The sequence below is a fragment of the Evansella cellulosilytica DSM 2522 genome (assembly GCF_000177235.2).
Taxonomy (GTDB): domain Bacteria; phylum Bacillota; class Bacilli; order Bacillales; family Salisediminibacteriaceae; genus Evansella; species Evansella cellulosilytica.
Genome location: NC_014829.1, coordinates 3,534,493 through 3,553,328 on the forward strand (window position 1 = coordinate 3,534,493; position 18,836 = coordinate 3,553,328).

20 protein-coding genes and 1 riboswitch are annotated in these 18,836 nt (G+C 36.5%); of the genes, 10 read left to right on the top strand and 10 right to left on the bottom strand.

From position 1 onward, the window contains the following. Positions 1 to 8 precede the first annotated feature (8 nt). Positions 9 to 965 carry a tRNA modification radical SAM protein MnmL/YtqA gene (mnmL, locus tag BCELL_RS16375; protein WP_013489890.1) on the top strand — a complete coding sequence of 319 codons (957 nt, stop codon included), beginning with the start codon at positions 9 to 11 and terminating at the stop codon, positions 963 to 965. 2 nt (positions 966 to 967) lie between these two features. Next, positions 968 to 1,543, top strand: a complete 576-nt coding sequence (gene mnmM, locus BCELL_RS16380) for a tRNA 5-(aminomethyl)-2-thiouridylate-methyltransferase MnmM (RefSeq protein WP_041809128.1) — start codon at positions 968 to 970, stop codon at positions 1,541 to 1,543. Between the two features lie 246 nt (positions 1,544 to 1,789). Here mnmM and BCELL_RS16385 read toward each other — a convergent pair whose 3' ends face one another. The 3 genes from BCELL_RS16385 to BCELL_RS16395 all read right to left on the bottom strand — a co-directional run bounded on the left by BCELL_RS16385 (position 1,790) and on the right by BCELL_RS16395 (position 4,775). Next, positions 1,790 to 2,656 (bottom strand): protein kinase domain-containing protein, encoded by an 867-nt coding sequence (locus BCELL_RS16385; protein WP_013489892.1) that lies wholly within the window; start codon positions 2,654 to 2,656, stop codon positions 1,790 to 1,792. Between the two features lie 234 nt (positions 2,657 to 2,890). Continuing rightward, the gene (locus BCELL_RS16390; RefSeq protein ID WP_013489893.1) at positions 2,891 to 3,952 is read right to left on the bottom strand and encodes a tetraprenyl-beta-curcumene synthase family protein; all 1,062 of its coding nucleotides are present in this window, start codon (positions 3,950 to 3,952) and stop codon (positions 2,891 to 2,893) included. A 37-nt stretch (positions 3,953 to 3,989) separates the two neighbouring features. Further along, the gene (locus BCELL_RS16395; protein ID WP_013489894.1) at positions 3,990 to 4,775 is read right to left on the bottom strand and encodes an alpha/beta fold hydrolase; all 786 of its coding nucleotides are present in this window, start codon (positions 4,773 to 4,775) and stop codon (positions 3,990 to 3,992) included. Between the two features lie 156 nt (positions 4,776 to 4,931). On the opposite strand from BCELL_RS16395, the gene BCELL_RS16400 reads away from it, so the two are divergent. From BCELL_RS16400 to BCELL_RS16410, 3 genes are all read left to right on the top strand, one after another. After that, a complete protein-coding gene (locus BCELL_RS16400; RefSeq protein WP_013489895.1) occupies positions 4,932 to 5,444 on the top strand; it encodes a gamma carbonic anhydrase in 513 nt (170 codons plus the stop codon). 419 nt (positions 5,445 to 5,863) lie between these two features. Next, complete coding sequence (locus tag BCELL_RS16405) at positions 5,864 to 6,394, top strand: phosphatase PAP2 family protein (RefSeq protein WP_013489896.1); 531 nt, start codon at positions 5,864 to 5,866, stop codon at positions 6,392 to 6,394. An 18-nt stretch (positions 6,395 to 6,412) separates the two neighbouring features. Then, positions 6,413 to 7,567, top strand: a complete 1,155-nt coding sequence (locus BCELL_RS16410) for a glycosyltransferase family 4 protein (protein ID WP_013489897.1) — start codon at positions 6,413 to 6,415, stop codon at positions 7,565 to 7,567. Positions 7,568 to 7,858: 291 nt separating this feature from the next. On the opposite strand, the gene metK is transcribed toward BCELL_RS16410, so the two are convergent. Beyond that, positions 7,859 to 9,070 carry a methionine adenosyltransferase gene (gene metK / locus BCELL_RS16415; protein WP_013489898.1) on the bottom strand — a complete coding sequence of 404 codons (1,212 nt, stop codon included), beginning with the start codon at positions 9,068 to 9,070 and terminating at the stop codon, positions 7,859 to 7,861. Positions 9,071 to 9,272: 202 nt separating this feature from the next. Further along, positions 9,273 to 9,392: riboswitch (SAM riboswitch) on the bottom strand. Positions 9,393 to 9,625: 233 nt separating this feature from the next. Between metK and BCELL_RS16420 the strand changes: the two genes are divergently transcribed. Genes BCELL_RS16420 through BCELL_RS16430 form a run of 3 tightly spaced genes read left to right on the top strand, consistent with a single transcriptional unit; the run spans position 9,626 to position 12,213 of the window. Further along, positions 9,626 to 10,624 (top strand): ABC transporter substrate-binding protein, encoded by a 999-nt coding sequence (locus BCELL_RS16420; RefSeq protein ID WP_013489899.1) that lies wholly within the window; start codon positions 9,626 to 9,628, stop codon positions 10,622 to 10,624. A 25-nt stretch (positions 10,625 to 10,649) separates the two neighbouring features. Continuing rightward, positions 10,650 to 11,420 (top strand): ABC transporter ATP-binding protein, encoded by a 771-nt coding sequence (locus BCELL_RS16425; protein WP_013489900.1) that lies wholly within the window; start codon positions 10,650 to 10,652, stop codon positions 11,418 to 11,420. Continuing rightward, positions 11,407 to 12,213 carry an ABC transporter permease gene (locus BCELL_RS16430; RefSeq protein WP_013489901.1) on the top strand — a complete coding sequence of 269 codons (807 nt, stop codon included), beginning with the start codon at positions 11,407 to 11,409 and terminating at the stop codon, positions 12,211 to 12,213. Before BCELL_RS16425 ends, BCELL_RS16430 begins: the two co-directional genes overlap by 14 nt. A gap of 62 nt (positions 12,214 to 12,275) precedes the next feature. On the opposite strand, the gene ytkD is transcribed toward BCELL_RS16430, so the two are convergent. The 3 genes from ytkD to BCELL_RS16445 form a co-directional block, all read right to left on the bottom strand. Continuing rightward, entirely contained in the window at positions 12,276 to 12,788 is a 513-nt protein-coding gene (ytkD, locus tag BCELL_RS16435; protein WP_013489902.1) for an RNA deprotection pyrophosphohydrolase, read from the bottom strand. 67 nt (positions 12,789 to 12,855) lie between these two features. Next, on the bottom strand, positions 12,856 to 13,497 hold the full coding sequence (gene mobA / locus BCELL_RS16440; RefSeq protein WP_013489903.1) for a molybdenum cofactor guanylyltransferase: 642 nt from the start codon (positions 13,495 to 13,497) through the stop codon (positions 12,856 to 12,858). Continuing rightward, positions 13,487 to 14,281 carry a formate dehydrogenase accessory protein FdhE gene (locus BCELL_RS16445; protein ID WP_013489904.1) on the bottom strand — a complete coding sequence of 265 codons (795 nt, stop codon included), beginning with the start codon at positions 14,279 to 14,281 and terminating at the stop codon, positions 13,487 to 13,489. The genes mobA and BCELL_RS16445 overlap by 11 nt, the downstream gene beginning before the upstream one ends. A gap of 144 nt (positions 14,282 to 14,425) precedes the next feature. Between BCELL_RS16445 and BCELL_RS16450 the strand changes: the two genes are divergently transcribed. Further along, the gene (locus tag BCELL_RS16450) at positions 14,426 to 15,334 is read left to right on the top strand and encodes a polysaccharide deacetylase family protein (RefSeq protein WP_013489905.1); all 909 of its coding nucleotides are present in this window, start codon (positions 14,426 to 14,428) and stop codon (positions 15,332 to 15,334) included. 112 nt (positions 15,335 to 15,446) lie between these two features. Here BCELL_RS16450 and BCELL_RS16455 read toward each other — a convergent pair whose 3' ends face one another. Next, positions 15,447 to 15,695 (bottom strand): YuzF family protein, encoded by a 249-nt coding sequence (locus BCELL_RS16455; protein WP_013489906.1) that lies wholly within the window; start codon positions 15,693 to 15,695, stop codon positions 15,447 to 15,449. Positions 15,696 to 16,017: 322 nt separating this feature from the next. On the opposite strand from BCELL_RS16455, the gene BCELL_RS16460 reads away from it, so the two are divergent. Continuing rightward, positions 16,018 to 16,797: a hypothetical protein gene (locus tag BCELL_RS16460; RefSeq protein WP_013489907.1), complete on the top strand. Its 780-nt coding sequence runs from the start codon at positions 16,018 to 16,020 to the stop codon at positions 16,795 to 16,797. Positions 16,798 to 17,098: 301 nt separating this feature from the next. Here the strand turns inward: BCELL_RS16460 and BCELL_RS16465 are convergent, their stop codons facing one another. Beyond that, a complete protein-coding gene (locus BCELL_RS16465) occupies positions 17,099 to 17,713 on the bottom strand; it encodes a hypothetical protein (protein ID WP_013489908.1) in 615 nt (204 codons plus the stop codon). Between the two features lie 63 nt (positions 17,714 to 17,776). Continuing rightward, positions 17,777 to 18,718: a glycerophosphodiester phosphodiesterase family protein gene (locus BCELL_RS16470; protein ID WP_157184214.1), complete on the bottom strand. Its 942-nt coding sequence runs from the start codon at positions 18,716 to 18,718 to the stop codon at positions 17,777 to 17,779. Between the last annotated feature and the right edge of the window lie 118 nt (positions 18,719 to 18,836).

Below are 18,836 nucleotides of genomic sequence, written 5' to 3' on the forward strand. Positions count from 1 at the left end.
TTATCATAATGAACGAACAAGCACCTGCTTTTTTCGGCGATAAAAAGTATTATACGTGGAATGCACATTTACGAGCTGAATTTGGTGAAAAAATATTCAAGGTTCCCCTTGATGGTGGTTTTGATTGTCCAAACCGTGACGGTAAAGTAGCTCATGGTGGATGCACGTTTTGTAGCGAGCGTGGGTCAGGTGATTTTGCCGGCGATCGAAAGGACGACCTTGTCACACAATTTAAGACGATTAAGGAAAAACTACATCAAAAATGGAAAGCTGGTAAATATATCGGTTATTTCCAAGCATATACTAATACGTATGCACCAGTCGAAGAGTTAAGAGAAATGTTTGAAGTCATTCTTGAACAAGATGATGTTGTCGGTTTGTCGATAGCTACTCGCCCAGATTGCCTTCCAGACGATGTTGTTGAATATTTAGCCGAGTTAAATAAACGAACATATTTATGGGTTGAATTAGGTTTACAAACAGTTCACGAGCGAACTGCTGATCTTATCAATAGAGCGCACGATTACGAATGCTATAAAGAAGGCGTAGACAAGCTAAGAAAGCACAATATTCGTGTTTGTTCGCATATTATAAACGGTTTACCTCTAGAAACAAAAGATATGATGTTGGAAACAGCACAGGAAGTTGCAAAGCTCGATGTCCAAGGCATAAAAATTCATTTACTACATTTATTAAAGAAAACACCTATGGTAAAGCAATACGAAAAAGGACTACTTGAGTTTATGAGTAGTGAAGAATATATTCAACTCGTATGTGACCAATTAGAGGTACTCCCTCCTGAAATGATCATTCACCGTCTTACCGGAGATGGTCCAGCTGATTTGATGATTGGCCCTATGTGGAGCTTAAACAAATGGGAAGTTCTAAATGGAATTGATGCTGAACTGAAGCGCCGCAATAGCTGGCAAGGAAAACATTATGTTCGTAATAAGGAGTACATTTAATGATGAAGCTTTTAGGCGTTTTACCATTTGCAAGAGAACTATTGATGAAAGCAGTTACTGAAGGAGATGTTGTTATTGACGCCACAGCTGGAAAAGGTAATGACACGCTATTTTTATCGAAGCTCGTTAGTAACACCGGAAAAGTATATAGCTTTGATATACAAGAAGCTGCCATTACAGCAACGCGAAAAAAACTAGCTGAAAATAATCAAGATAGCAATGTACAATTGATTCATGATGGCCACGAAAAGTTGTTAAACTATTTAGATCAAGATGATTATGAGAACATAGCAGGGGCAATCTTCAACTTAGGCTATTTACCTGGAAGCGATAAAACAGTAGTCACTACTCCGGAGACTACGATAAAAGCGATAGAACATATTATAAAGCATTTAAAGGTAGAAGGCATATTAGTACTCGTCGTTTACCACGGCCATGCTGAAGGTAAAGTGGAGAAAGATGCGCTCATCCCCTTCATCAGAGCCTTACCACAAGAGCATTTCCATGTTCTTGAATATCAATTTACAAACCAAATTAACAATCCACCATTTATTATAGCGATTGAGAAAAGAGGTTGACTTAAAAAGTTGCTTTTAACTTTTTAAGTCAACCTTTATTCAAGGTTCTGAGCCTGTGAAATGATCAGTTTATCATGCTTATTAAGTAACCAAAACCAATACAATTTTTATATAGAAGTTGATATGACAGGAATCTAGGAGTTATCTTCCTCTACTAGTTAATCTGTCGAGACAATCCGAAAGCATTGGCGAATAAGCTTTGCTCGTTCCTACGGGAGGTAATAATCACCTCACGAATAAACTATATCAGTCCAGACCACACTCACTTATCCAGGCATTATAAAACGCCTCAACTGATGTGTACCGATTATGTTTTTCCTGTTCAACTGCCTTTTTTGCTATAGCATATAACGCTTTACTTCCTTCCCACTTAGAATAGGAACGATCAAGCTCTCCCCCTAATAATGCAAATGCTACAGCACCCATGTTAAATACATTCGTTTTCTCATCAATGGCCGCTCCCAATTGAAATTCTTCAGGCGACATAAACCTTTTTGATCCCCAAAGCCTCCCCATTTCATTGACATAAGGCTTCTTTTCATAAAAATCAATGTCACATATTTTTGTCTGGTTATTTTTAAAATCATAAAGGATACTACCGTCGTAAAAATCAATTGCAACATATTTGTTTTTTTCAACATGAATATGAAATTGAAAAATCGTATTTAGTGACTTTAATCGTAATTTAACAGGCATTTGCTTAAAACGATAGTATGGAGAATCTGGATGTTTATATTTATGTGGTGGTGGAAAATCCCCAGGAGAATGGAGACTTTCTCCTTCAAACCAATCAAAAACGAGCGCATATCCATTTTCAACCTCAAAGTGATCTATTAAATTGACTAAACTATCATGCTTTAATTGCTCGTATATAGGAATACATTTTTTAAGTCTTGCGATAGCATCCTCTCTTTTCCCTTCATAATTGACGGTTTTTGCTCCTGCATACTTAACAAACTTTTTCACTCCACCATCCATAACACCAAAGCATAAATTTCCTGAATCTTGTTCTGAAAAAACGCGAAACACTTTACCTACACCTTTTAACCAATCGAAAGACTCTACTTCCTTTAATGAAAAAATAACATCATCTACTTTTACGGTTCTTATCATTAAAACCTCCATTACAGTGATAAGTATAATTTCCATATCAACAAGAAAAATCCTCTTTCTTTATTACGTTGTATAATACGGTCTTTTCTTTGGAGCAGTGGAATTTCGCTGTAGCTCTTAAAGTACTAGTGAGTGATCTTCTCGCTAGTACGCACGGCGAAAAAATTCCACTGCCAATTATACTTTCGTATCTTTTAAAAAAAGAACTGCCACTTTGCAGTTCTTCTCACTTTATTACGTACCACTAGCTCTTCGATAAAGCCAACCGTTCACATAGAAGAACATCGTTGGTGCTCCTCCACTGCGGATAAAGCGATGCCCTTGTTTACGAAGATGCGGATCTTGTTTTACCTTTTCGTCTGCTAAATAGATGGCTAGTAAGCCATTATTGATCAATCTATGAAATTTCCAATCTGGCAAGTCGCGAATACTCTTATCTGCTTGACGGAAAAAGTGAACGAGCCTGTCCATCATTTCCTCTTCATCTTTATAATAAAAACAAAAGTTTAAATCTCCACCAAGTCGGTCCTCTTCTTGATCTATAAAATAATCCATTAAAATATGTAAGCCTTGTACCCAAGGAAAATATCCTTCCTTCACTTTCAAAGCCTTTTCTTCTGTAAAGTTTTCATATGTAGAGTAAGCGGTTAAGCAGAAAATACCTAGCGTTGACCCTGTGCTAGCCGAAAACTCATACCACGTCATTGGTGGGACTTCCTTTTCAAATTCTGCAAACCATTTTTCTAATCGTGGAACACGTTCTTCCTTTTTCACATGCTTATGTACTTGGAGATCACTATATAAATTGGCTAAATGTATATTCGCCTCTTTTACGACTTTGTAGCTTGGAAATTTACTAATACATTTTTGACAAGTTTTCACAAGACTTTCTAAATAGCCGCCGTCATCTTTTTCTTCACGGAAACGATAGTAATCCTTCACTTCTGCTCCAGGAGTCAGTGCATCTGGCATCGACTCATGTAATGCACGAAAATCATTTGGATCAAGAGACGTACTTCGGTCACATAAGTTATCTAAATAATCACTTATCGTTTGATATGCTACTACAAATTCAATTACTTCATCTCTTCTTTCTTTTGCCAATATTCCGTAAATAGAGCCACCCTCACAGTGAAAGGTTTTTGATTCAATGCTAGCTAACGCCTGCTTCCTTAATTCTTCATTAGGAATTTCCTGTGCTTTCTTTTTCCAGAATTGTAAATATTCATGGACTTTTGGTAAAACAAATTTATACACATGGAACATTAATGTCCATGAGGAGGTTGGAATTTTCATACTTCGTCTCCTTCCTTCAACATTGCCTTTTACTTTATCATGATCGCTGTAATGTTACAAACCCTATCAAGTGAGCTAATACTTTATGGCGCTCAGGCTCGTTTAATACTTCGTGATATAAATGATCCCATTCTTTATAGTATTTATTTGATATAGGTAAACGGTCGAACCATTCCTTCGCCTTATGTTTATTCGTAATTAAGTCTCCTCCAGCTTGTGTTACTAAAAGAGGTACATCCGGAAATTCATTTACATTCTCAATCGCATTTGTCATCGCCTTGTCTAATTCTCGGTACCAGCGAACACTCACCTTTTTGATTAGCTTATCGTCATGCTTATCACGACTTCGCATCCACTCATCTCTAGTGCCTGATCCTGGTACTAATCCAGATGGAAACCGAAAGCTTGGATAAACAACATTTAAAATATGAGCAGCAACTTTTTTATTAAAGTCAGGTTCATTCACTAATCCTAAGCACGGGGATGATAATACTACAGCATGTGGCAAAGCAGCTTTTTGTAACGACATCAACGTGTGAATAGAAATCAGTGATCCCATACTATGTCCAAGTAATATGATTGGCACATCATACTTTGTTGCTTCATTTAACCATTTTTTTACGACTTGGATGTAGTCATGAAAGGAGTTAATATGGCCTCTTGGTCCAGTTGTCGTCCCTTGGCCAGGCAAATCTCCTTGTATGACATTGTATTGGAGCTTGTTCAATTGTTCTCTCACCCATTTATAGCGTACATGATATTCACCAGCTCCATGCACGATAACAAAAACACCTTTAGGCTTTTCAACTTCCCATTTCCACATCGCAAAAACTCCCTTCCTTCATATCTTCTCTTTCTCATACTTATTCGTCAAGTGACATACTATTGACATTTCCCTGAACAATAACATTTTGGTAATATGTTATTAACTGATAAAAGTTATCCATAAAATGTTATATGGAAAAGGAGGCGTAAGTCAATGATTTACCCATATAGAGATAAATCTCCAGAAATAGATGACTCTGTATTTATTGCTGATGGAGCAGTAGTTACTGGGGATGTATCAATCGGAGAAAAATCAAGCGTTTGGTTTAATACTGTAATCCGAGGAGATGTGGCACCCACAATTATTGGTAAGAACGTGAACATACAAGATAATAGCGTATTGCATCAAAGTCCAAATAACCCACTTATTCTTGAAGATGGTGTTACTATTGGACATCAATGCACGTTACATAGTAGCGTCATAAGAAAGCATGCACTAATCGGAATGGGTTCAATCATTTTAGATGGCGCGGAAATTGGAGAAGGTGCTTTTATAGGGGCTGGAAGTCTCGTCCCACAAGGGAAAAAAATCCCTCCTCGATCACTAGCATTTGGCCGCCCAGCAAAAGTGGTCAGAAAATTATCAGACAACGACATGATGGATATGGACAGAATTAGAAGAGAATACGTAGAAAAAGGACAATATTATAAAGGACTCAAAGACTAATCATTGTCCCAAAAGTGAATAGGAGTCCTGCCAATGGCTACATTCGCTGCGCACATATTACAAAAAACGTTATAACTGCTATTAACTTATCTTTAAAGCAGAGGAATTCCTCCGCATCTTTAAGTACTAGTTAGTGATTTTCAGTGGTCACTAAAAAATACAGAGCACTTTTACAGGGCATTTATTTGTATTGCAGTCGCTCGCCTGATAGGAGAAACCGAATCCTATCAGGCTTTTTAACGATTGCGATGACTTCGCACATTGCTTAGAGGTGGACTCAAAAGGTAAAAAATCGATCTTTTGAGTCCACCTTTATCTATATTTTTAAATTTCTTAGCAAAAGCTTCACATTTACATTATATTTCCTTAAAACTTTTTTATTAGAATTTTAAGTAGAACAATAAGGGAGGTTTAAAAAAGTGGAAAAAGCCCGTTACTGGTTTTACGAACAAGATTGTTCAATCTTTCGTCTTATTAACCGTGCAGAACAAGAGTCCTTTTACCATCGAATCATGGGAATGATTACTCATTTAGGTGGTGCACGATTTACAATACTTTTTTGCGTTATTACACTTATCTTCTTTCAAAACGAATTAAAAGCTATTGCCATTATTTCATCTTTATCTTTAGCTTGTAGCCATGCCCTGGCAATCATGATTAAAAAAATTGTCCCAAGACTTCGCCCATACCTAGCTATAAATTATTCTTATGTTGCGAAAAACCCTTTAAAGGATTCATCTTTTCCATCTGGGCATACGACAGCTATTTTTTCATTACTCTTACCTTACATGTTTTTTGCTAACATCTTAATACCTATATTACTCCCTATTGCAATACTAGTTGCCATTTCAAGAATTACGATCGGATTACATTATCCATCTGATGTTATTGCTGGTGCATTTCTAGGTTTTATTACCGTTATTAGCATCATGTATGTTTACCCTTTTTAACAATAAGGAGGAAAAAAAATGCGTATTGCTTTATTCTCTGATACTTTCACTCCTCAAGTAAATGGCGTTTCTAAAACAATGAATCGATTAGTTCATTATTTAGGAAAGGAAAAGATTGATTATGATATTTTTGTTCCTGAACTAAATGACGATGAATCGCTATTTAACGGAAATGTACACCGATTTGCCAGTTTACCTTTTATCCTCTACCCAGAATGCAGAATAGCACTCCCTAACGTATTAACAATTCGACAACGGCTACATGCTTTACAGCCAGAGCTTATCCATATTGCTACTCCATTTAATATGGGGCTATGTGGTTTACACTATTCCAACAAATATCACGTACCTTTTGTTGCTTCCTACCATACACATTTTGATCATTACCTACACTACTATAAATTGGGCTTTATGCTCCCCTGGATTTGGAAATATCAGCAATGGTTTCATCGTGATGCAAAAAGAGTTTTTGTTCCTTCTAAAGAAACAATGTCTCATTTAGAAAAAAAGGGATTTCAACATTTATCACTGTGGCAAAGAGGTGTTGATTGCGATTTATTTCATCCTAATTACGATCCTAAATATTTCCGGCAGAAGTACAGTATTAACAAAAAATATATACTACTTTACGTTGGGAGACTTGCACCTGAAAAGGATCTTCACATTCTTTCTGAAGTCATTTCAAATATGCCATCACATCAAAAAGAACTGATTCAATGGGTATTCGTTGGAGAGGGTCCGATGAAGGATGAATTAAAAGAAAAGCATAGGGATGATGTTATATTTACTGGCTATTTAGATGGAGAAGAACTTGCAAGTGCGTATTCGTCTGCCGATTTATTTGTTTTCCCTTCGACATCAGAAACATTTGGGAATGTCGTATTAGAATCTCTTGCTTCAGGTACACCAGCCATCGTTTCTAATAGCGGTGGAGTAAAAGAGATCGTGACAAACGGAGAAACTGGAATGATATGTCCTGGGAAAAAAGCAGATGCATTTCTAAAAAGCATTACGACTATATTATTTACGCAGGATTTAAATAAAAAAATGAGTTTGAAAGCAAGAGCGTACGCTAAAACACAATCATGGAATCATATATTTTCTAACTTAGTGAGTGAGTACGAGCAAGTTATATATGAAAACGAACAGAGGTCTAATCGTATTGCACAATAAGAAAAACTAAAAACGAGCTTCAAGCTCGTTTTTAGTCTTTTCTTTTAAAAGGTCGAATTTTTACCTTTTGAGTCAACCTCTAGCTTTTGAGACAGTCGCGTCTTTTCTATTATTAGTGGTGGAATTGCGTTGCGTGTATCTAATAAAGAACTAATGAGTACTCTTATCCTTAGCGTGCACGGTGTCTCAGTACCATTAAAGTATGCAACATCGAATTCCGATATAATCAGTTTTATTTTACTGGAGGTTGTCCAATTTCCTTATCGAAAAGACTGGGCGGTCACACATTTCTTATTTTGCAGCACTATTTAATGCTTGTTCTTTTAAAGAAGCAGCTTTATCCGTTTTTTCCCAAGGTAGATCTACATCTGTTCTTCCAAAGTGGCCGTAAGCTGCCGTTTGCTTATAAATTGGACGGCGTAAATCTAACATATTGATGATGCCGGCAGGACGCAAATCAAAGTTGTTGCGGACAACTTCTACTAGTACTTCTTCCGAAACAGAACCAGTACCAAACGTATCAATTGCAATAGAAACTGGTTGCGCTACACCAATCGCGTATGCAAGTTGTACTTCACATCGATCTGCTAGACCAGCAGCAACAATATTCTTTGCTACATAACGAGCTGCATAGGCAGCAGAGCGGTCAACCTTTGTTGCGTCTTTACCAGAGAATGCTCCACCTCCATGGCGAGCATAGCCGCCATAAGTATCAACAATAATTTTTCTTCCAGTTAACCCTGCATCTCCCTGTGGTCCACCAATGACAAATCTGCCTGTTGGATTAATAAAATATTTTGTTTTCTCATCTATTAATTGAGCTGGCACAATCGGTTTAATGACATGCTCTTTTAGATCAGCAACAATTTGTTCATTTGTTATTTCAGGGTGGTGTTGTGTTGAAATGACGATTGTATCGATATGAACTGGCTGATCGTTCTCATCATACTCAACTGTTACTTGGGTTTTTCCGTCAGGGCGTAAATAGCCAACTGTACCGTCTTTCCTTACTTCACTAAGTCGTCTCGCTAATTTATGCGAAAGAGAAATAGGCAGTGGCATTAATTCAGGCGTTTGGTTATCAGCATAACCAAACATTAAACCTTGGTCTCCAGCTCCGATCGCTTCAATTTCACTATCACTCATTTGGCCTTCACGAGCTTCTAACGCTTGATCAACACCTTGTGCAATATCCGGTGATTGCTCATCAATAGAAGTTAATACAGCACAAGTTTCGTAATCGAAACCATATTTCGCTCTTGTGTACCCAATACCTTTCACTGTTTCTCTTACAATCTTAGGTATATCTACATAAGTTGATGTACTAATTTCCCCCGCTACTAATACTAGCCCCGTGTTTACAGATGTTTCACACGCTACCCTTGCGTTTGGGTCATTTTTCATAATTTCGTCTAGGATGGCATCAGAAATTTGGTCACAAATCTTATCAGGATGCCCTTCTGTTACAGATTCAGATGTAAATAAACGACGTTTTACTGACACAGTACGTACCTCCTTAATTCTGTTCCCTATGGATAGGATATGTTAAATGAATCAACGGTACTCGTTCTCCTACTAAATGGTACAAATCGACAAATGCCGATTTGGACGAATGATAGTTGTTATTGTTTGCACTTTTTTGCTAAATCTCCAATAAAAAAACCTTTCCTATAGAGGAAAGGTTATCATTGCATTCGCCTTTCACCTCTTATCGGTCAAGACACGCAAAATACATGTCCTGCAGGTTAGCACCGTTCACCTTGTCAACACGGTGATGGTTGCTGGGCTTCTTTGGGCCTGTCCCTCCGCCATCTCAGGATAAGAGTATCCGTTCGCAAAAAGGATAACTGATTTTCTACTCACTGTCAACTAATATACGGCTACATATCCACATTTTTCTACATTCTTATAATTAAACACGGTTTTGCCGTAACCATTTTATCATCAATGAATATTTTATTTCATCAGTTTATTTATTTTTATATGCATGCACATTTTTCAACATATCATCATAATTTATCACATCAGCGTTCACCTATTATAGGAGGTTATTTACAAATGAAATTCATGAAATACGGGTTCCTTTCACTTATATTCCTTTTAGGAGTTTCTCTTTTCGTCGGTTGTAGTTCAGATGAAGAAACAACAGAAATTCGTTTAGCAGAGGTTACAAGGTCTATCTTTTATGCTCCCCTTTATGTAGCGATTTCAGAAGGGTTTTTTGAGGAAGAAGGCATTGAAATTGATTTAACAACTACTTGGGGTGGAGACACGACAATGACAACATTATTGTCAGATGGTGCTGATGTTGCATTAGTTGGTGCAGAAACATCTATTTACGTGTATGCACAAGGTGCTAATGATCCAGCTATAAACTTCGCTCAGCTGACACAGACTGATGGTACTTTTTTAGTATCACGTGAGCCAGTAGAAGATTTTGAATGGGATGATTTAAAAGGAAGTACTTTCTTAGGGCAACGCGCTGGTGGTATGCCACAAATGGTAGGTGAATACGTCCTTAAACAAAATGGTATTGAGCCACATGAGGATTTAGAGCTTATTCAAAATATAGATTTTGGAAATATACCTTCAGCATTCGCTTCTGGAACGGGCGATTATGTACAATTGTTTGAACCACAAGCGACACAATTTGAAGAGGACGGTATAGGGTATATTATCGATTCTTTCGGTACACAATCCGGAAATGTTCCTTATACAGTGTTTATGTCAAAACAGAGCTATTTAGAGGAAAATGAAGAAGCTTTAGAAAGCTTTACTAGAGCAATATATAAAGCACAGCAGTGGGTTCAAGAACAGCCAGAAGAGGTTGTTGCAGAGTCAATAGTAGATTTCTTTGAAGACACTTCTTTAGAAACAATTGAACAAGTGATTGAACGTTATAGAGATCAGGGATCTTATGCAGAAACGCCAATTTTAGATGAAGATGGTTGGTATTTATTACAAGAAATGATGGATGAGTCTGGTGAGTTACCAATGGATGTACCATATGAGGATTTAGTCAATACAGATATACCAAATCAAATAGTGAATGAATAAATGCCTTCGATAGGAGGAGGTTAACATGTCATTTTTACAACTAGAGAAAGTGGAAAAAACATTTTTTTCAAAGGATTCAATGACTGAAGCAATTAAGGATATAAATTTTGCGGTGAACGAAGGAGAGTTTATTTCTTTAATAGGTCCTAGTGGTTGTGGTAAATCAACAATACTTTCACTCATCTCTGGTTTAATTCGACCAACAAGCGGTAACGTTTTGCTTGATGGAAAAGAAATAAAAAAGCCTACACCGGAAACTGGATATATGCTTCAGCAAGATTATTTGTTTCCTTGGCTAACAATAGAAGAAAATATTACGATTGGCCTCAAAACAATGGGGAAATTAACTGAAGACAAAAAAAAGCATGCCAAGTATTTATTAAATGAAATGGGTTTAGCAGAAACTGCAAAACAATATCCTAGCGAGCTATCAGGTGGTATGCGGCAAAGAGTGGCTTTAGTAAGGATGTTATCTACTCAACCTAAGCTATTATTACTAGATGAGCCATTCTCTGCCTTAGATTATCAAACAAAGCTAAAGCTTGAGGACCTCGTGTTTTCCACGATAAAGGAGCACAAAAAGACAGCAATTTTAGTCACTCACGATATAGGTGAAGCAATAGCAATGAGTGATAGAGTTATTTTAATAGGGCATAGTCCGGGACAAATCAAAAATGTTTTTAAGATTCCAAATCAATTGTCAACAAAGCTACCTTTTGACGTCCGTAATCATTCGTTATATAACGAATGGTTCCAAGAGGTTTGGAAGGAGTTGGAATCTCTTGAGCAAACGTAATGAGCAACTACACAAAGAATACGTACAACGATTAACACGTGAAAAACGATATGTAAGGATGACTCAACTAAGTATTTTCATTTTCTTCTTTGCGTTTTGGGAAATTGGCACAAGGTTAGGATGGATTGATCCACTATTATTTAGTTCTCCCACACGAGTATGGGAGCTATTTGTTTCAAGAGTACAGGACGGAAGTTTATTTATGCATACTTCCGTCACCCTTTTTGAAACGATTGCTGGTTTCTTATTAGGTACAGTGCTTGGAACGATGATGGCCGCAATACTGTGGTGGTCACCATTTCTTTCCAGAGTACTAGACCCGTATTTAGTCATTCTTAATTCTATGCCTAAAGTAGCTTTAGGACCTATCTTGATTGTAGCTTTCGGAACTGGATTCACATCTATTATTGCGATGGGGGCGCTCATCTCTGTCGTCATTACAACATTAGTCGTTTATAACGCCTTTAAAGGTGTAGATGAAAACTATTTGAAAGTAATTCAATCTTTCGGGGCTACTAAAAAACAATCTTTTTTCTCTGTTATTTTCCCCGCTTCATATCCAACAATTATATCCACATTAAAAGTAAATGTTGGTCTTGCATGGGTAGGTGTCATTGTTGGGGAATTTTTAGTATCAAAACAAGGGCTAGGTTATATGATTGTATACGGATTCCAAGTATTTAATTTCACACTAGTGATGCTATCTCTTATTATCATTGCTATTCTCGCAACAATCATGTATCAGCTCGTTGAATTATTGGAGAAAAAACTTATAAAAAGGCATAACACGTAAGAATAATAGAAGCTGATCCAAAAGCTATTCATAGTATAAAGGTTGACTCATTAGGAAAAAAATTATCCTTTTGAGTCAACCTCTTTTCTTATTGGTTTTAGGTGTTGAAAATTAGTTCGAACTTCTCGCAAGCTTAACGGCAGCACATCATCTTTCATAATAAAACTATATTCATTGTTTGTACGAATATTATCAGGTAAGCTTTTTAACAGCTTCGGCCCTTTCGTTTCAAAGTAATTATTCTTCGATATTAACTCATCTATGATGGCGTAATAAACGTTTTTAATAACAGTATCACTTTTACCTTCTACTTGATATTGACCTATATAATACAATTCAGAAACGATTCCACCTGTTTCTTCAAATACCTCTCTCTTTGCTGCCTCAACGGCTGTTTCACCAGGTTCTACTTTCCCCCCAGGAAACTCTAATCCTCTACTCGGGTGTAATGTAAGAAGCCAACTTCCTCGAAATTGACAAATGATCCATACGTGCTTCGGTTCTCTTGAAAAAGGGTGGTCATTTGTAGAGTAGGTAACTGCATTATTATAATAATCGTAAAATGTCTTATTCATTTTGACCACCTCCTTAATCATATTGTCGGCAAATCATGTAAAGCATAAACACATGAATAGTCTTCACTTATTTAAAGACTTCTAAAACTTTGCGGTAGTCACAAGGTTCATTCATGTTAAAAAAAATCCGGTCTAGTTCTTCCTCACTATATCCTTTCTCATATAGTGGTTTTTCAACCACTTCATGCACGTTTATTTTAGAGAGAAAGTTGGACATTTTTAATTCCTCTTTTTCTAAGCAGCTCTCTACTTTACGTAATGCACTCGTTTTATAAAAGGCACAAAGTGGATGTATTCTTCCCTTAACTCGTGGTACTATTGCATCGCATTGTGAATATTCTTTACTAATTTCATATAAGTCAAAAACGATAGATCTAGTGATTAAGGGCATATCATTAGCAATAAAGAAACACCATTCTGTATTTGCTGCCCTCAATCCCGCATGAATACCTGCTAAAGGACCTTTTCCAACATACATATCTTTCACTATCTTTTTATTTAAAAATTGGTATTTATCGATGTCATTTGAAATGATTAACGTTTTTTGACACGTTTTCGTTACGATATTCGTAATGCGCTCAATCGTTGTTTTTCCTGAAACTTTTAGTAATGCTTTATCCTTGCCCATTCGTCTCGAACGGCCGCCTGCTAAAATCACTCCAGTTAAAGGGAGGAGATTTCTCTTCGTGGCATCATGATTATCTATCATCCCCATAACCCTCTTCTTGAGCAATAAAGTCTAAATAAAGCGTTTCTATATCAACCATTGCAGCTACAACTTTCTTTGATTTCTCATCCTCATCGGGAGCAATTAGCTTTAAATAATTCCTACATGTTTTACAAACTTCCACCATGGATGCATCTTCTTCTTCAACTGAAATATAAAATAGCTTTCCTTCTCGATCTTCACCACAATGTACACATGCATGCTTTTTGAGATCATATACTGTTTCACATCTAGGACAGATGAGTTTTTTATCGCCATCTTTCTCCATTTCTGCAATTCTCGGAGGCTCACCACAGCATGGACAAGTTCCCATGACATCCATATCATTAATAAAGCTTTTGCAAGCTTCTGAGACAATATGTAGAAACGGTCTAATCGCCTGTTCTGCTATAAAGTGTGGGACCCATTGTGCTACATCGTTTTGTTCCGAAACATTCTCAAAGAACTGAGTATCAAAGGTGATTGCAGCCTTTATCCATTTGACGATATTTTCATCTGTTAATTGACTAATGATATTCATTAAATGCGTTAAGTCTGTTGTTTCATTATGTATTGTTTCTGCCACTGCCCTTAAAGCTTCTTTGTAGTATTGAGTCCGTATTGGTGACTTTTGAAGCTGTGGTAATATAGCAACATCCTTATTTATGTCATCACTATCAATCTGAAGCTGAAAATTTTCTTGAACATTCTCTCTCACCTTCGCTTGAACGTCGATAATTTCTAATTGTAATTGCACGTAATCTTCAGACACTGTGTTCGGATCCATTTCTTCACCGCCCTATGTTTTAGGTTGGTTTCTATTATATCGTTCTAATCAGAATGTTGTCTATGATCGTCCACTTTTTCCTTGTCTCCGACTTCAAGTCATGTGAGAATAGAAGAAAAGTCTCGAAATAGGTGGTATTAAGACGTGCGTAATGTAATGATTATTAGCCTTTTATCTGTCGTGGTTATAGCCTCGATCATTTTTTTCCATTCTAAAGAAGATAAAGAGGTATCATCTTCTGCTTCGGTCATTGATCCTCACTCTTTCCTTTATAAAGAAAGAATGATACTCCCTGATGCACCTATTCAAGCCGATGAAGAAAAAGTCAATATTGATCCTATTATTGAAAAGTGGAACAATCAATCACTAAACGCCACTTTATGGGGAGAAAATGTCCCCGGTGTACATCATCAGCTAAATACCGAGGATAATGTTATTGCGTTAACGTTTGATGCTTGTGGGGGCCCAACAGGTAACGGCTATGATGAGCAATTAATCTCCTTTTTAAGAGAAGAACAAATACGAGCAACACTGTTTTTCAATGCTAGGTGGATTGAGGAAAATAAAGAAATCTTCATGGATCTTAGCAGCGATCCTCTCTTTTCTATTCAAAATCATGGAACTGAGCACCGTCCTCTCTCAATTACTGGCCAATCTGCATGGAACATAAGCGGCACAGACAGCCCTGTGGATGTTGTAAATGAGGTCATGGTTAACCAACAATATATTTACTCACTTACTGGCGAAAAACCTACTTATTTCCGTTCGGGTACCGCATTTTATGATGAGATTGCTGTTCAAATTGTTGAGGACTTAGGATTAAAAGTAGTCAATTATGATATTTTAGGTGATGCTGGTGCTACTTATTCCTCTGAGCAAGTAAAAGAGTCTTTACTACAAGCTAGACCTGGTTCGATAGCATTGTTGCATATGAATCATCCTTCTAGTGGAACAGCTGAAGGTGTTATGGCGGCTATCCCATTATTAAGAGAACAGGGCTTTGAGTTTGTGACAATTGATGACTATGAGTTACGGGAAAGTGAGGTTGAATGAATAGGGAAAGATCGAGGACACTGAAAAAGTGAAAGAACACCACTTTTTCAGTGCCTTCAGATGAAGCGCTAATGGGTTAACCCCTGTTACGTTTTAATAGCATATGAATAATTTATTTAGGCATAACCCAAACAATTTCCTGTACTCGTATAAAAAACGTTGCTTCTTTTGTTTGTACAGACACATGATCAGGTTTGGCATCTGCTAGTTTTCCATGAACACTACCTTTACTAGTCTCAACAACAACCATTCTACCTAATAGTGATTGTAATGTTTGCATAAGGAATGGATCATACAAGGAAACATATTTTACTTCTCCACCACGGTTGTCTTCCTGATAAGCATAATTTTGTTCGTACATGTTGCTCCCTCCTTTATCATAGACCAATGTCATTGTATGCGACAAAAGCCTATTTGTGTGGGCCTTTACCTATATACGAATTTTTTCATTGCTCAAAAAAGATATACAGAGCTTTATTGCGCTCTATATGAACCGAGTATGGTTAGTTTTTGTAAAAATAAAACAACATGTATCTTCCACTCGATATACGTAAAAAATAAATGTAATATCTTTCAATCCATCTACTCAATATCAACGTTATATTACTATTTCGTTTATTGAATATATCTATTATAATTAATTTTAGTATTAAAATTTTGATACACTCACTTGAGGTGACATTATGAAGCATAGTAAAACCATATTTTATGGGATAGGTGGCGTTTTATTTATCGTATTATCAGGCCTTATGTTCTTTTTAAGTGCCGATGACCCACAACCAAAAACGCTAGAAATGAACGAAGCAACCGGATCTAATAATGAAGGAAGTGATTCCACTTCAATAAATATGGATTCTATAAATAACCCTAACGCTCAAGAGGACGTTGAAGCAATTGGGGATTACGAAGAGGAATTAGAGGAACGTGAACAAGTTGCTATCGAAGCTGCACAAGAAGCAATTAGTAAAGTTAGCTTATCCATATCCTTAACAGAGCCTGGAGAGCAAGCATTTTTAGAGCACGCTAGACTGAATCAAATATATATGGGCTTGATAGGCGAACGCTTATCAGAGGATGAAGATGTAGATGCTGAAGCAGAATGGATGGCAAAAGAATTATCTACATGGATGCACATTGCTAAGGAAACGGGAGATTTTGAATATAACGAGGAAGCGTTTTTAAACTATGTCTCATCTGAAGCGCTTATTGAAAATGACGACCTTGCTACTACGACAATGCTTCATGAGCTAAAAGAAGAGAGCGAAGTCGTTTATCACCGTCATCTTGAGTATCATTATTTAAAATCATTCATCTGGCATTCGATTAAAGATGTATATAGCGCGGAAGAATCTCAGCAAGTTGGCGAAACAGACGAGGAATATTCATTTAGATTATATTTAAGATTTGAACAGAAAATTATTGAATACATGATTGACACGTATCCAGAGTTATTAAATGATTAATAAGAAAAACTAAAAAACGAGCTGTTTAAGCTCGTTTTTGGTTTTTCTTAGAAGCGGTGAAGAAATATGCCACATGTCTTTAAAGTAGTAGTGAGTTTTACTTCTTTTTCTATGAAGAGGTTGTCTCATAAATGGTAGAAAGTACTGGCAATGGCTTCGTTCGTTGCACGACTACTATGAGCAACCCACTCATAGTAGTCTTTCAAAAGATTGCAACGACTACGCTCATTGCTTAGGGCCACTGAAAAAGTGAAAGAACACCACTTTTTCAGTGGCCTATTCAACATTAGTCACCCCAGTTTTATTCATAACTAGAAAAGTCAATTGTAAAAGCTTTATCCTTATTTTCACCTAGTAGTTTTAATGTTGCTTCTCTTGCAACGTTAATGTCATCTACTGAAAAGAATATAGTAATAAAGTTCCCGTTATTTTTCACTACTTTTCTTTTTGGCTGAATAACTTCATCATCTTGAATCAATATACTTTCATAGTCATTTTCAGCATTATTTTTAAACCTAATACTGAATGGGATATATTGATCGGTAACATTATTTTTTGCCTCTGATACGCTTATGACTCTTCCAAACTTATAGTAGGTCATACGGGCTAAGCTTTCTATTTGATACTTTGGCGTCTCAATATACGCAAAGAAAATGTCACTCTCTTGGTTACTAACAGGGAGTAAATAGTCCATTAATGGATCATTTGTAGTAGAAACAGCCTGCTTAATTACCGATTCAATAGTTGTGTCATCTAAAAAAAATATATAGTCTTCATTTTCAAAGGTATGTGGTTTGTTCACTTCATCCATTTGATGTCCAAATGTAAAACTCATATCATTTCGAAATAGCATAACGACGATCACACATATGCTACAACAAGTAATAAGAGTACTCCAAATCATCTTTTTAATCATATAATCCCCTCTTCCTTCCCATTATATATTGGAAAGCGATTTTTGCCTATGAGGGGAAAACATCTATTCTCCTAAAAGATCAAGTGCTATATCAGGACGATCAGTAATAATGCCATCTGCCCCAAGTTCAATAATCTTTTCCATCGTTGTTCGGTCATTAATCGTCCAATAATGAACATCCATACCTCTTGCATGTGCACCCCGAATTAACTTTTTATCTTTTAAATTAAAATTACCTTCTTGTATAGGAATTTGGATAGCATCCACTTTCGGTGAATATAAACTGTTTAAAAGCAGTTTATGAAAAATAACGAAACGTTTAATTTCGGATCTTCCCCCGCTAATGGCCACTTCATCTCCTGCTTTATCGATAAACATCTCGATGATGTCTTGGTTAAAGGAAGCAACTAAAACATTATCCTGTACATCATACTGATTAATTTTTGTCCACAACTCGTCGACTATAGATTCGTATAATTCAGGACGATTACTATCCTTTATCTCAATGACCATCCTTGTATTAGAAAAATGAGTAAATATTTCATCAATAGTCGGTATCCGTATCCCCAACCCTCTGAAACTATATTCTCCGTTTAAATCGTTAAAATAATATCCCGCATCTAATGCTATTACTTCCTCTAACGTCATGTCATTTACTTTACCTTTACCGTCTGTCGTTCGGTCAACAGTAGGATCATGAATTGCGACTAAATGACCGTCCTTTGTCATATGTATATCAAATTCTATTGCATCAACACCTAAATTAACTGCTTGATCAAATGCGACGAGGGTATTAGATGGCGCTAAATGTTCTCCTCCTTGATGAGCAATTACCATCGGCCTATCATCCTCTAATTGAAAGAAAGACTTTTCAGGTCTCTCAGATACAGGAAAAAAGAAAATGGCAGCCCATATAATAGCAATGACGCTTATACCGATTCCGAAAAGCATAAATAACTTTGACTTTTTTTTCGTATTTACTTTATAATAAGCAATCTTCAACATATCTCCCCCATTTTTCTTGTATTAAGATGTATGTACTTTATGTAAGGACAACCTATTCAACTATATGAATATCATAATAAATCATGACATTTTCTTCTAGAAAATATAGCAGATTACC

Excerpts from the sequence above, each read along its gene's own strand:
- mnmL (WP_013489890.1), top strand. The coding sequence starts at position 9 with ATGAACGAACAAGCACCTGCTTTTTTCGGCGATAAAAAGTATTATACG.
- mnmM (WP_041809128.1), top strand. The coding sequence starts at position 968 with ATGAAGCTTTTAGGCGTTTTACCATTTGCAAGAGAACTATTGATGAAA.
- BCELL_RS16385 (WP_013489892.1), bottom strand. The coding sequence starts at position 2,656 with ATGATAAGAACCGTAAAAGTAGATGATGTTATTTTTTCATTAAAGGAA.
- BCELL_RS16390 (WP_013489893.1), bottom strand. The coding sequence starts at position 3,952 with ATGAAAATTCCAACCTCCTCATGGACATTAATGTTCCATGTGTATAAA.
- BCELL_RS16395 (WP_013489894.1), bottom strand. The coding sequence starts at position 4,775 with ATGTGGAAATGGGAAGTTGAAAAGCCTAAAGGTGTTTTTGTTATCGTG.
- BCELL_RS16400 (WP_013489895.1), top strand. The coding sequence starts at position 4,932 with ATGATTTACCCATATAGAGATAAATCTCCAGAAATAGATGACTCTGTA.
- BCELL_RS16410 (WP_013489897.1), top strand. The coding sequence starts at position 6,413 with ATGCGTATTGCTTTATTCTCTGATACTTTCACTCCTCAAGTAAATGGC.
- BCELL_RS16420 (WP_013489899.1), top strand. The coding sequence starts at position 9,626 with ATGAAATTCATGAAATACGGGTTCCTTTCACTTATATTCCTTTTAGGA.
- BCELL_RS16425 (WP_013489900.1), top strand. The coding sequence starts at position 10,650 with ATGTCATTTTTACAACTAGAGAAAGTGGAAAAAACATTTTTTTCAAAG.
- ytkD (WP_013489902.1), bottom strand. The coding sequence starts at position 12,788 with ATGAATAAGACATTTTACGATTATTATAATAATGCAGTTACCTACTCT.
- mobA (WP_013489903.1), bottom strand. The coding sequence starts at position 13,497 with ATGATAGATAATCATGATGCCACGAAGAGAAATCTCCTCCCTTTAACT.
- BCELL_RS16445 (WP_013489904.1), bottom strand. The coding sequence starts at position 14,281 with ATGGATCCGAACACAGTGTCTGAAGATTACGTGCAATTACAATTAGAA.
- BCELL_RS16455 (WP_013489906.1), bottom strand. The coding sequence starts at position 15,695 with ATGTACGAACAAAATTATGCTTATCAGGAAGACAACCGTGGTGGAGAA.
- BCELL_RS16460 (WP_013489907.1), top strand. The coding sequence starts at position 16,018 with ATGAAGCATAGTAAAACCATATTTTATGGGATAGGTGGCGTTTTATTT.
- BCELL_RS16465 (WP_013489908.1), bottom strand. The coding sequence starts at position 17,713 with ATGATTAAAAAGATGATTTGGAGTACTCTTATTACTTGTTGTAGCATA.
- BCELL_RS16470 (WP_157184214.1), bottom strand. The coding sequence starts at position 18,718 with ATGTTGAAGATTGCTTATTATAAAGTAAATACGAAAAAAAAGTCAAAG.